The following is a 12,172-nucleotide window of genomic DNA, read 5'->3' as shown; positions in this document are numbered from 1 at the left end:
TGTTGAGGCATAAAAAGGACAATGACAGTGCTGAATTCCATGGAAACGACTTCGCGAACCGATACGCATCCCCTTGGACCGGAAAGCCGTCATGCCGGAACCACCAGGATCCTGCACTGGATGATTGCCGCTTTGGTTCTGGCGACATGGCCACTGGGTTACGTGATCAAGTTCGTGAAAAGCGATGTGTCCCTGGATTTCTACCTGCTGCACGAAAGTTTCGGCTTTCTGGTGCTCTGGCTGATGCTGGTTCGTGTCGGCAACAAGCTTGTTGCTCGTAAGCCGGCGGAAGAGGGCCCGGCTCTGGAACGACTGGCGGCCAACGTCGTTCACGGGCTTCTCTATCTGTTCCTGATCGTCATGCCGGTCAGCGGGTTTCTGGCAACAAACGCCCACGGATTTCCGCTGAGCTGGTTCGGCCTGGTTCCGGTCTGGAGCCCGATCGGCAAGTCACCAGACATTGCGGGGACACTGTCGGCCATTCATTCCTGGAGCGCATGGGCTTTGCTGGCACTGTTTGCCCTTCACATTGGTGCGGTACTGTTCCACCACGTTCTGAGGCGTGACCGGACACTCTACCGGATCCTCTGAACCGAACAGCCAGTGCTGGGTAGCGCTGGCCGCTTCCTCCAGTGGCGAGCGTCAATCGATCAGCCGCACCACCTCCAGGGGCTCAACTCTGCCTTTTACCTGATGCTGGCCGATGGACCGGTACTCAACGGTGTTGCCAAGTCGCTTGGCGATCTCGCTGGAGACGAGGATCACCACATCGGAGCTGCCGTCGATCTCCTTGCCGAGGCTCTCCAGCCGGGAAGCGGCGTTCACCGTGTCGCCGATGACCGTGTAGTTGACCCGCTCCGGTGCGCCGATATCGCCGACGACAAGCGGTCCCATGTGAAGGCCGATGCGAATACGAACAGGCGCTTCACCGCGGGCGACGCGTGCAATGTTGTCCTCCCGGATGGCACGGGCCATGCCGATTGCCGCACGGGCGGCAGGTTCTGCCGGATTTTCCAGCCGCTCCGGTGCGCCCCAGAATGCCATGACACTGTCGCCGATGTATTTGTCGATGGTGCCGCCTTCCTTTGTGATCTCGGCGCCGAGCAGGGACAGGTGATGATTGACGAAGGCAGCGGTTTCGGTTGCCGTCATGCCTTCGGAAGCAGAGGTGAAGCCGGCAATGTCGGTGAACATAACCGCGACTTCTCGTTCTTCCGGCGGCGCATACGCCCGGCCTTCACGCAGGAGTTTCCTGACCAGTGTTTTGGGGACGTACCGGCTGAAAGCGGTCAGGCCGCTGACCATGGAATTGAAACCGTTGGCCAGGTCGTCCAGTTCGCGCACGAAGCTGCCTGGCAGGTGCTCGGCAGAGTCCAGCTCAAGATCCGCGACGGCCCTTGCCCCAAGCGCTGCCCGGCGGATCGGCTGGCCGATGCGGTGGGCAAGAAAGCCGGCGCCGATCAGCGACAGTCCGAGAAGGGCGATGCCGATCAGTATCGCATCGCTCAATTGCTCAAGCGGCTGCTCGAGAACCTCCGCCGGAAAATGGGCGCCGATTGAAATCGGCAACCCTGTCGGGCCGAGGTCCGGGCTTTGGAGGACGACAAACCGCTTGTTGCCAAGGGCATCATAGCCGGCACGCATTTCGTGTCCCTGGCGTATCCCGTATCCTGATGCATCGACTGTTTCAGTCGATTTGAGGGTTTGCAAAAAAGTGTCCGGGACGTTCTCGAGTCCAATCAGCGGACTTGTCGGCGACAGAAGGTTGAAGACCTCCGACAACGCAGGATGAGCAATCAGACCGTAGGTCTGCGGGTTGATCATGAACACCTGAACCAGTCCGGTGGAGATGTCGCTTGTGACTTCCGACAAGCGCTCCATGGACATGGCCATCAGGACGAGGCCTTCGTAATCACTGCCGTCAGGGCCGTCGGACAGGATCGGTTGAACGTGAGCGATATAGGTGTGCTGGCGCTGAGGATAAAAGGCCGGGCCAGACCAGAAGGGGGCTGTCTTGTCCCTTGAAGACGAGATCAAACCCGCAAGGGCATGCGTTTCGTCGGTCTTCGGCACGAATTGGGGTACGAGAATTCCGTCAGCACGGCCCCGGTCGACCTGGATGAAATTGCCGTTCCTGTCGGCGACGATGACAAAGGAGACATGCTCCATGGCCGACAGCGCACCGAACATGTAGTCGGCGACTTCCTGAGGACGGCGCAACAGGATGCTGCCGGTGGAAAGAGCTGCCGCGGTAAAGGAGCTTGCTTCCTCGACGGCTTCTATCTGGGCGGAAAAGGCCTGCTCCAGGGAGTGCATGCCCGAGTTGATCAGTGAGCCGCCCAGGTTGCGCACGACCTTTTCCGACGTGGCCGCCTGAACGATAAGGACAATCGCTGCGGTGATGAAGACAAAACCACCGATGACCGTCGTGAGCGTCGGCGTGATGTGAAGGCGCCTGTTAAAGGGCAAGTGCTTGGCCTGCGTACTGAATTTCGACGCAATACCCATACCCTGATAACGTGGCGAGGCAAAGCGCGGGAGACCGGATGAAACCGTGAGGATTGCAACGGATGATCGGCTCGGTGCTAGCCACGCAGCCGAACGACCTCGACCGCTGCCGATTTACCCTTGACCTTGTGCAGTCCGATGGCCTCCTGCTCGATGCTGCTGTCGAGACGCTTGGCGATCTCGCTGGAGACGAGAATCACAACATCGGCGTCACCGTCGATCTCCTTGCCGAGGCTCTCCAGCCGGGAAGCGGCATTCACAGTGTCGCCGATGACCGTGTAGTTGACCCGCTCCGGTGCGCCGATGTCACCGACGACAAGCGGTCCCATGTGAAGGCCGATGCGAATACGCACAGGCGCTTCACCGCGGGCAACGCGTGCAATGTTGTCCTCCCGGATGGCCCGGGCCATGCCAATTGCCGCACGGGCCGCAGGCTCTGCCGGATTTTCCAGCCGCTCCGGTGCGCCCCAGAATGCCATGACACTGTCGCCGATGTATTTGTCGATGGTGCCGCCTTCCTTTGTGATCTCGGCCCCGAGCAGGGACAGGTGATGATTGACGAAGGCAGCGGTTTCGGTTGCCGTCATGCCTTCGGAGGCAGAGGTGAAGCCGGCGATGTCGGTGAACAGCACCGCAACCTCCCTTTCTTCCGGCGGGGCATCCGCCCGGCCTTCGCTCAGAAGTTTCCTGACAAGTGTGCCCGGAACGTAGCGATTGAAGGCTTTCAAGCCGCCTAACATGGCATTGAAGCCCTTGGACAGGTCGTCCAGTTCCCGGATGATGCTGGAAGGCAGCGGGGCTACGGTCGAAAGGTTCAGGCCCGCCACTTCTCTTGCCGCGACCGAAGCACGTTGAACCGGTCTTGCAATCCGTCTCGCCAGCAAAACCGCGCCAAGCAGTGACAGCACGAGCAGTCCGCCACCAACAAGTAGCGCCATCAGCAGTTGTTTCAGCGGCTGGTCAAGGTACTCGGCAGGAAAGTGAACACCGATCCTGACCGGAAGACCCAAGAGGTTTTCGTTCTTCTGTTCAAGGATCACGAACCGTGCGGCGCCGTCAGGGGCAGTGCCGGAATAGACAGCCAGTTTCTCGGAAATGTCGAAGGACTCATTCTTGACCCTCGGCATGTCCTTGAAGCCGGCCAGAAAGGCATCGGGCAAACGATCGACATTCAGAAGAGGCATTTCTGCTGTCAGGTCATCGAAGGATTTGTGAAGGTCGGGATGGGCAACAATTTCGTCTGATCCCTCCTTCATGAGAAAGACGGTTATGTCGTCTGTCGAAACGTGCCAGGTGATCTCGGACATTCTGTCGAGCGACATGCCGATCATCAGGCTGCCACGGTAGGTCTTGCCTTCATGCAGCGGGCGTACAAAGACGTAATAGGTGTGCTCGCGGTTCGGCATGTAGAACGGCTCGCTCCAGTAAGCGCCAGACTGTTTTTTCGCGCGTTCCGCCAGGGGAACCAGGATCGGAATATCCTTCGCCAGGTTGACGTTGCCACCCATCAGCTTGCCGTCCGCATCGCCTCTGTCGACATCAACGCCTTCGCCATTTTCGTCTACCAGAACCAGAAAGGAGACCTGCTCCATCGGGGCGAGTGCACCGTAAAGGTAAGACAGGATGAGATCGGGGTCGTCGACCGGCAGTTCCTTGCGCTCATAGGTCAGCCGGGTGAATTCGGCAGTTTCCGTGATGGCATGAAGCTGTTCGACAAACGCCGTTTCGGCTGCATCCATGCCGATATCGACCAACTCACCGCCCATTCTCCTGACGACTTCCGAAGAAGTGACGGCCTGGATGAAGAGGATCGCAGCCGCGGTCACCAGCACGAAACTGCCGATGACGGAGGCAAGGGTCGGTGTGATGAAGAGTTTCCTGCGTGCTGGCACCGTGACGTCCCGATTGTGAGCTGTGTTGTCGTAAGCCGATATCTCTTTCAAATTACGCCGCGCGTAGCAATCGGGGAACTGCACCGGAAGCTTGAAACCTGTTTCAGATACAAAAAGACCCGCACGGCGAAACCGTGCGGGTCTTGGTTTTTCGCGCTTGGAAAAGCTTGCGTCAGGTGGTCTTTTCTGCCCGGTCGAACGTGTGACCGTAGTCCACGGCAATCTCGTAATCCGGATCTTCAAGGACCGAGACTTCGACAAGGTCGCCAGCCTTGGCCAGCAGCTTTTTGCAGTCCGGCGAGAGGTGGCGCAGGTGCAGGCGCTTGCCAGCAGCAAGGTATTTCGAGGCGAGGGCGTCAATTGCTTCCAGGCCGGAATGATCGACCACGCGGCTGTCGATGAAGTCGACGACGACGTCCTCGGGATCGTTCAACGGATCGAAGAGATCGGCAAAGCCAGTGGTGGAGCCGAAGAACAGCGGGCCGGTCAGACGATAGACCTTCCAGCCTTCCTTGCTGGTGCCGATACGTGCACGGATCCGGCTGGCTGCATTCCAGGCGTAAGCAAGCGCGGAAATGATCACACCAACAACAACAGCGACCGCGAGATCCGAATAAACGGTGACGCAGGTGACAATGACCATCACAAGTGCGTCGATCGGCGGGATCTTGTGCATGATCTTCAGGCTGGTCCACGCGAAGGTGCCGATGACCACCATGAACATTACGCCGACCAGGGCTGCGACCGGGATCCGTTCGATCAAGGGCGAGGCGATGACGATGAAGGACAGCAGGAAAAGAGCTGCGGCAATGCCGGAAATCCGGGTACGTGCACCGGATTTCACGTTGATCATGGACTGGCCGATCATGGCGCAGCCACCCATGCCACCGAAAAAGCCGGTCACGACGTTTGCCGTGCCCTGTGCAAGGCATTCCTTGGACGCGCCGCCCTTGGTGCCCGTCAGGTCGGCCACGAGGTTCAACGTCAGCAGGGATTCAATGAGGCCGATGGCTGCCAGGATCACGGCATAAGGCAGGATGATCTGCAATGTGTCGAGCGTCAGCGGCACCATGGGAATGTGGAAATCCGGCAGGCCGCCGGCGATCGAGGCGAGATCGCCAACCGAGCGGGTGTCGAGGTTGAAGCCGAGCACGAGCGCGGAGACAACCAGAATGCCTGCAAGCGGCGCGGGGAAAGATGATGTGATCTTGGGCAGGAACCAGATAACAGCCATGGTGAGGGCTATCAGGCCGAGCATCAGATACAGCTGGGAGCCTTCCATCCATGTCAGTCCGCCAGCGCCATCTGGAACCTTGAACTGGCCGAGCTGTGCAAGGAAGATCACGATCGCAAGGCCGTTGACGAAACCAAGCATGACCGGATGGGGCACCATGCGGATGAACTTGCCCCACTTCAGCAAGCCCACCACGATCTGGATGAGGCCCATCAGCACGACGGTGGCGAAAAGGTATTCCACCCCGTGCTGGCTGACGAGGGAGACCATCACCACGGCCAGTGCGCCGGTCGCACCGGAAATCATGCCGGGACGACCACCGATACAGGCCGTAATCAGACCGACAAAGAACGCCGCATAGAGACCTACCAGCGGATTGACGCCGGCAACAAAGGCAAAGGCCACGGCTTCGGGAACGAGCGCCAGGGCAACTGTAAGCCCGGCCAGAAGTTCGGTTTTGATGCGGGACGCATCCATTTTCAACGGTTGTTCAGGCGCAACGGCCTCCGCGCGTGCTGACACGGGCTGCTCCGGATATTTGGTGTGGTTTTTTAGGTCAGCGCCAATCCCTGCCCGGATTTCCACTTTTGACCTGGATCAAGTTGCCACCTTCTAATCGATTTTTTGCAACGCAGCAAGGCGGGCCAGGCAGGAGCAGCCATGCGTTGACCGGGGTTCTTCCTTGATAAAGGTTCGATGGTTGCCTGTTGAGCCAGTAAAGCGCGTGTATGACAGGAGTTTTCCGTTAAGGAAGAAGGGTTAGTTCTTTCTGGATACAATTTACGATATTGCAATAATACGAGCGATAATATTTGATGAAATTGGGTAACAACTTTAATTCTCTGATTATTTGGGGTTGTTGTTGTGTCAATTTCTCGTATCTGTTGCGTTGCTTTTTCCTTTTTGCTTGCGGTGTCAGCAGGCGCCGCACACGCGGACGAGATGATCATGGCCACCGATGACTGGCCGCCCTTCCGGATTTCGGAGGGAGATACCTTCATCGGGCTGGATCTGGACCTGATGGACGAAGTTGCCAGGCGCACAGAAGCCGAACTCCGGATTGCCAAGATGCCCTGGGGGCGGGCGCTCACCGAAATGCAAGGGGGCGGCGTCGATGTCATGACCGGGCTGGCTTTCCGTCCGGACCGGGCGGAATATATCGCCTATACCGATACGCCTTACTTCAGATGCACGACCGCCTTCTACACCCTCAAGGGACAGGCCGATAAGATCCGGAGCTACGAAGACCTGGCGCCATACCAGGTCGGCTACGTGTTGCATTCGGCCTACTTCGAAAGGTTCGACAAGGACCGGTCTTTGGACAAGGTCGGCGTTGCGCAGGAGCAGATCCTGATCGACATGCTGATGAAGAAGCGTTTCGGTATCATGATCGGTACGGATTGCCAGGTGGATTACCTGATCAAACGCCAGGGGTTCGCCGACAAGATTGAAAAGGCGCCGTATAATCCGGGAAACTCGGTCGACCTGTATCTCGGTGTTTCCAAGAAATCGGGTTGGGCGGCAAAGCTTGATGAACTGAACCGTGTCATCAAGGAGCTTGTCGACGAAGGCTTCATCGACAAGATTGCAGAGGACTATTACGGCTCGCACTCCTAGCGTTGCCAACTCCTCTGATCCTTGAAGTCTTTTCCTGACTGGCAGAAGGAGAGACATGCAAGCGCACGTTATTGGTTATTCATAATAGCTTGTACAACCGCATTGCAATCAGCTTGGAAAGTCTGCAGATTGTCCCGTAGGGTTATTGCTCTAGATACGGGACTGCGGAGGACGTGGCCGCAGTCAAACGGCTTGTTGTGAACGAAATTGTCGTGCAGGCAGCTTAAGGAGGGCGGAATGCATCGGCTCATGTTTTGCGCCATGCTGAGCGTTCTTCTTCTGATGTCCAGCGCCCGGGCACAGGACGTTCTCAAGCTGTCCGGTTTTGAAGCCCCAAACCTGACCCCCGTTGCCGAGAGTATTCTAAGTCAGGCCTATGGGGAGTTGGGCATCCGCATCCAGACGATTATCACCAGCCCTCGCAGGGCACTGCTGGATTCAGCTTCCGGCAAGACCGACGGTGAACTGGTGCGGATCAGGACCATCGAAGCCGATCACAGCAGCCTTTTGCGTGTCGATGTTCCGATTATCCTGGCTCGGACCTTCGCCTATGCGAACAAGCCTCAGCTTCGTGGCAAGTCCTTCAAGCAGCTCCAGCATTTGCGGGTTGGCCATGTGGCGGGCGCACGGTTCGCCGCTGAACTGGCAGATGGGTTTGCCGAGGTATGGACCGCAGATACGCCCGAACAATTGTTCGAGATGCTCCAGCGAGACCGGATCGACCTTGTCATTGCCGGGGAGGGCACGGGGCGGCGCATTATCCGCGACCGGAAACTGGTGGGTGTCTTCCCGTTGCGACCGTCTTTGCAGGAGGTCGCATTCTATCATTATCTGCATGAGAAACATGCGGATCTGGTGCCCCGGATCGAAGCAGTTCTGAAAAGAATGCTGGCGGTGCCAGTGGGTGAGGAAACCGACGGTGTCGGTGAGACGACGCCGGAGAAAGATGGACACGTTCTGCACAAGACCGGCTTGAGCTGAAGGTTTTACGCAGGCTGCACGGCCGACGAGACGCTGCGAGGAACATATGCGCACGAAGAGGCTCATCTGTCTGCTGGCCGGGTTCCTTCTGGCTACTGCCGCTTCCGCGGGCGAGAGAATTGTGCTGTCCGGGTTTGAGGCTCCCGGTTTGACCCCGGTGGCGGTCGGTTATCTGCAGAAAGCCTATTCGAGGCTTGGGATCGAACTGGAGATTGTCGAAAACACGCCAAGCCGGGCTCTGGTGGAATCCACCTCCGGCAAAACCGATGGTGAAGTGATCCGGATCGGCTCTGTGGGGGACCGTTATCCCACCCTCGTCAGGGTGGATGTGCCGCTGCTTTCTGTTGTGGCCTACGGTTACACCAACCGCGCAGACCTGAAGGACAAATCCCTGGAGGATCTTAAATCCCTGCGGGCAGGGCATGTGCGCGGGGCTGTCTTTGGCGAAATGGCTGCCAGCGGGTTTGCAGAGGTCTGGTCGGCTGAAGAACCGGAGCAGCTGTTTCTCATGCTGAAACAGAAGCGGCTCGATCTGGTTTTCGTCCGCGAGTTGAGGGCGAAGGAGATGATAGAGAGGTTCGGTCTTGAGGATGCTTATTCTCTCCCGTCCAGCCGCAAGGAATATGCCTTCTATCATTACCTTCACGAGCGGCACCGGGATCTGGTGCCTCGGGTGGAGGAGGCCTTGCGCGCCGTCCTGGGTGAGAAGGACAAGGATACCGGGGATGGCCCGAGCTAGGCGGGCCAATCCGCTGATCCGGACTACTGCCCGCCGGATGTCCGGTTAGCTGCCGGTTGCTGGGCCTGGCCCAGGCTTGCTCCGAGAAGGGCGGCCGCACCGGCAAAGCCGCTGTCTCCACCGACAACAGTATTGGGAACAAGCTTGCCGACGAGGCCGACCAGCTCCGGTTTGCGTTCCAGCGAGGTCAGCAGTTTCTCCAGCGCCTGCAGCAGGGCTACGCGGTCCTGGCCGAGAACGTCGACCTGCGCTCTCTGGCCTCGGGCAAGTTCCTCCAGATACTGGCGCTCGGCGCGGCCAAGGGCAGCGCGTTCCTGTTCGCGCTGATTGGCCACCTGCACAGCTATCTGTGCTTCCACCAGACGGGGCTGTTCGTCCGCCGTGGAACGTGCCTGTTCCGTTTCGATGCGTTTTTGCTGCGCATCCGTTTCGCGTTCGTAGGCGGTGGAAAGCTGATCGGCCAATTGCACGCGCAGGCGGGAGACCAGCAGTTCCGGCGGGATGGCCGGTTCACCGAGACGGATCTCGCGAATGTCGACGCCGGCCTTGTTGCCTTCGATCTTGATCTGCTGCTCGATGGTCTGTTCCAGGGCATCGCGGTTTTCGATGAGATCCAGAACCTTGGTTGGGCGCACGGTGTAGGTCGCAGGCTGCACCGGCGTCCCGTCGGCATTCTTGTCCTGCACGCGGATCGAGGCACCGGCGACGTTCCTCACGATCGAGCGGATGGCCGGTGTCAGGATGCGGTTTTCAATCTCCTCCAGTCCGCCGACGGAGCCGACGACCACGGGTGCATTGTCAGGGTCGACCTGGACGAGGGCGCGCAGTTCCAGGGGGATGTCCCAACCTTCCACCTTGACGTAGACCGCCCGGTCGGCAGCGTCGCTGGGGATCTGTTCCTGCACGGACCGTTCGTTCTGCTGGATATTGCCCTGTTGATCGACCGAGAGATCGATGATGCGTTTTACGTAGCCTCCCTTGTATTCCCAGGTCTGGACGCGGGTATCGACCAGCGTCACTTCATAGGCCTGCCGGTTGAGGTAATAGGCCCCTGGGAAGAGCGGGTCCTTCCAGATGCCGACGCAGCCTCTGGGTACCAGGGGAACGGTAAGCGCCTCGCGGGAAACAGAGGAGGCAGAGACTTCTTCCTCGATGCAATTGATGCCGGGCTGACTGACATTGGACTTGACCACACCCACGTGCCCGGCGGGGATAATCGTCGCGTTGGTATTCTCATCGAGGCGTATGTCGAAGAGATACCGGTTCAGACGGTATTGTCCGGGCTTCAGCACCGTTTCCTGCGGTCCGCGCAGACCGCCCTTTGTCAGGAAGCTGTCGGCCTTCAGCATGTCGCCGACATCCGCATCTGCAATTGCCGGTGCCATGAACATGCCGGAGGGCATGGCGTCGCCGTCGAGTGCGGTCAACTGGCCATAATAGCCTTCGGGAATGGTGACGACGTCCCATTCCTCGAAATCGTAGAGCACCCGGACAAGCGGAATGAAATGAAAGCCGGGCCCGAGGATCTGGGCCTGCGGGCCTTTTTCGCCGTCCAGGGCAAGGATGCGGCCCTCAGGCAACTCCTCGAACGCATAGATCCTCTTCAGGTGACCAACACTGTTGGCGTCCACCAAGATGAAGGAAGAGGACAGGAGCATGAAGCCGCCGATCAGCACCAGAATGATGCCCATGAACCGGCTCGAAAAAATTTGAACCAGCCTGTGACCGCCGGCGGGAACTCCGGCTCGTCGAAGAATGATGCTGGCTCCCAGAAGGATTGCCACAATTCCAATAATCACGCCGAGCATCACGCTTCCTCCGCCAAGGTTCCGATGCGGAACCTATCTGACTGCGGGTGATGGACTGAGTCAACGACACTCATATGACATGTGGTGGTCGAACTGCGCCTGGGCCTCGGTCAAATGAAAAAGCTCGACGGCAAACGCGGGTAGGATTAGAACCGGCGAAAAGACGCTCGGGAGGAACCATGAAGCCGACCAATCCGGTCTTCACCGGCATTGCCACCACCGTGTTCGAGACCATGTCGCGCTTGGCTATGGCGCATGGGGCCGTGAACCTCGGACAGGGATTTCCAGATGTCGACGGGCCGGTGGATATCCGGCAGGCGGCGGCTGATGCGTTGTTGCAGGGGCCGAACCAATATCCGCCTATGCTGGGAATACCGGACCTTCGCCAGGCCGTTGCCGAGGCCAATCGCCGTTTCTACGGTCTCGAGGTCGATCCGCAAACCGAAGTGATGGTGACTTCCGGTGCGACCGAGGCGTTGGCGGATTGCATTTTCGCGCTGGTATCCCCGGGTGACGAGGTTGTGCTGATCGAACCGCTCTACGATTGCTACCTGCCGCTGGTGAAGCAGGCCGGCGGCATTCCCGTGCGCGTCCGGGTGACTCCGCCCAACTGGTCGCTGGATGCTGAAGCTCTCAAGGCAGCCTTCTCCGACAAGACCAAGGCAGTTCTCATCAACAACCCGATGAACCCGACGGCCAAGGTGTTTTCAGACGAAGAGCTTGAGTTGGTCGCCTCTCTCTGCCGCCAGTATGATGCCTATGCGATCTGTGACGAAGTCTACGAGCACCTCGTCTTTGACGGTCACCGGCACACACCGCTGATGACGCTGGACGGCATGCGCGAGCGCACGGTGCGGATCGGCTCTGCGGGCAAGACCTTCTCGCTCACCGGGTGGAAGGTTGGCTATGTCACCGGGCCTGCCGCGCTGATGGACCCGATTGCCAAGGCGCACCAGTGGGTGACCTTCACGACACCGCCACATCTGCAAAAGGCTGTTGCCTATGGCCTGCGCAAGGACGACAGCTACTACGATGGCCTGTCGCAAGACCTTGCCGCAAAGCGCGACCGCATGGCGGCAGGCCTTGCCGCCCTCGGCTTTTCCGTTCTGCCTTGCAATGCAACCTACTTCCTGACTTGCGGGTTCGAAGGGCTGGGGCTTGGACGGACTGATGTCGAGGCGTGTGAAACCCTGGTCACCGACGCCGGTGTTGCGGCAGTTCCCGTGTCTGCCTTTTATGGATCGGATGCGCCTGAAGGCTACATTCGCTTCTGCTTCTGCAAGCAGGATGCCGTAATCGATGAAGCGCTCGCCCGTCTTTCCGCATTTTTGACTGCGGCCCGGGCCGAATCCGCTTAGCCTGATAGTGTGAAACCTTGGAAATGAGAAACTTC

10 protein-coding genes are annotated in these 12,172 nt (G+C 58.8%); 5 read left to right on the top strand and 5 right to left on the bottom strand.

Going from position 1 to position 12,172, the window contains the following annotated elements; genetic code table 11:
* The first annotated feature begins 21 nt into the window (after positions 1-21).
* The gene (locus tag HCG46_RS00835; RefSeq protein ID WP_286185192.1) at positions 22-591 is read left to right on the top strand and encodes a cytochrome b; all 570 of its coding nucleotides are present in this window, start codon (positions 22-24) and stop codon (positions 589-591) included.
* A 51-nt stretch (positions 592-642) separates the two neighbouring features.
* On the opposite strand, the gene HCG46_RS00830 is transcribed toward HCG46_RS00835, so the two are convergent.
* The 4 genes from HCG46_RS00830 to HCG46_RS00815 form a co-directional block, all read right to left on the bottom strand.
* Positions 643-2,469: an adenylate/guanylate cyclase domain-containing protein gene (locus HCG46_RS00830; RefSeq protein ID WP_209009258.1), complete on the bottom strand. Its 1,827-nt coding sequence runs from the start codon at positions 2,467-2,469 to the stop codon at positions 643-645.
* A gap of 116 nt (positions 2,470-2,585) precedes the next feature.
* Positions 2,586-4,400: an adenylate/guanylate cyclase domain-containing protein gene (locus tag HCG46_RS00825; protein ID WP_168684097.1), complete on the bottom strand. Its 1,815-nt coding sequence runs from the start codon at positions 4,398-4,400 to the stop codon at positions 2,586-2,588.
* 172 nt (positions 4,401-4,572) lie between these two features.
* On the bottom strand, positions 4,573-6,111 hold the full coding sequence (locus HCG46_RS00820; RefSeq protein WP_077293569.1) for a SulP family inorganic anion transporter: 1,539 nt from the start codon (positions 6,109-6,111) through the stop codon (positions 4,573-4,575).
* A gap of 74 nt (positions 6,112-6,185) precedes the next feature.
* A complete protein-coding gene (locus HCG46_RS00815) occupies positions 6,186-6,590 on the bottom strand; it encodes a hypothetical protein (protein ID WP_145903475.1) in 405 nt (134 codons plus the stop codon).
* Here HCG46_RS00815 and HCG46_RS00810 point away from each other — a divergent pair.
* From HCG46_RS00810 to HCG46_RS00800, 3 genes are all read left to right on the top strand, one after another.
* Positions 6,583-7,251, top strand: a complete 669-nt coding sequence (locus HCG46_RS00810) for an ABC transporter substrate-binding protein (RefSeq protein ID WP_209009256.1) — start codon at positions 6,583-6,585, stop codon at positions 7,249-7,251. The genes HCG46_RS00815 and HCG46_RS00810 overlap by 8 nt on opposite strands.
* A gap of 237 nt (positions 7,252-7,488) precedes the next feature.
* Positions 7,489-8,232 (top strand): hypothetical protein, encoded by a 744-nt coding sequence (locus tag HCG46_RS00805; RefSeq protein ID WP_152506248.1) that lies wholly within the window; start codon positions 7,489-7,491, stop codon positions 8,230-8,232.
* A gap of 46 nt (positions 8,233-8,278) precedes the next feature.
* Positions 8,279-8,971: a transporter substrate-binding domain-containing protein gene (locus tag HCG46_RS00800; RefSeq protein WP_168684092.1), complete on the top strand. Its 693-nt coding sequence runs from the start codon at positions 8,279-8,281 to the stop codon at positions 8,969-8,971.
* Positions 8,972-8,994: 23 nt separating this feature from the next.
* On the opposite strand, the gene HCG46_RS00795 is transcribed toward HCG46_RS00800, so the two are convergent.
* Entirely contained in the window at positions 8,995-10,779 is a 1,785-nt protein-coding gene (locus HCG46_RS00795) for an SPFH domain-containing protein (RefSeq protein WP_023000950.1), read from the bottom strand.
* Between the two features lie 179 nt (positions 10,780-10,958).
* Here HCG46_RS00795 and HCG46_RS00790 point away from each other — a divergent pair, with 179 nt between their 5' ends.
* Positions 10,959-12,137: an aminotransferase gene (locus tag HCG46_RS00790; protein ID WP_168684090.1), complete on the top strand. Its 1,179-nt coding sequence runs from the start codon at positions 10,959-10,961 to the stop codon at positions 12,135-12,137.
* Positions 12,138-12,172: the final 35 nt, after the last annotated feature.

This window comes from Labrenzia sp. PO1 (genome assembly GCF_012273635.1).
Taxonomy (GTDB): Bacteria; Pseudomonadota; Alphaproteobacteria; order Rhizobiales; family Stappiaceae; genus Roseibium; species Roseibium algicola.
Note: the sequence above shows the minus strand (reverse complement) of the source record. Positions and strands in the feature narration are given on the sequence as shown.

Excerpts from the sequence above, each read along its gene's own strand:
- HCG46_RS00795 (WP_023000950.1), bottom strand. The coding sequence starts at position 10,779 with ATGCTCGGCGTGATTATTGGAATTGTGGCAATCCTTCTGGGAGCCAGC.
- HCG46_RS00835 (WP_286185192.1), top strand. The coding sequence starts at position 22 with ATGACAGTGCTGAATTCCATGGAAACGACTTCGCGAACCGATACGCAT.
- HCG46_RS00790 (WP_168684090.1), top strand. The coding sequence starts at position 10,959 with ATGAAGCCGACCAATCCGGTCTTCACCGGCATTGCCACCACCGTGTTC.
- HCG46_RS00820 (WP_077293569.1), bottom strand. The coding sequence starts at position 6,111 with ATGGATGCGTCCCGCATCAAAACCGAACTTCTGGCCGGGCTTACAGTT.
- HCG46_RS00800 (WP_168684092.1), top strand. The coding sequence starts at position 8,279 with ATGCGCACGAAGAGGCTCATCTGTCTGCTGGCCGGGTTCCTTCTGGCT.
- HCG46_RS00810 (WP_209009256.1), top strand. The coding sequence starts at position 6,583 with ATGGCCACCGATGACTGGCCGCCCTTCCGGATTTCGGAGGGAGATACC.
- HCG46_RS00805 (WP_152506248.1), top strand. The coding sequence starts at position 7,489 with ATGCATCGGCTCATGTTTTGCGCCATGCTGAGCGTTCTTCTTCTGATG.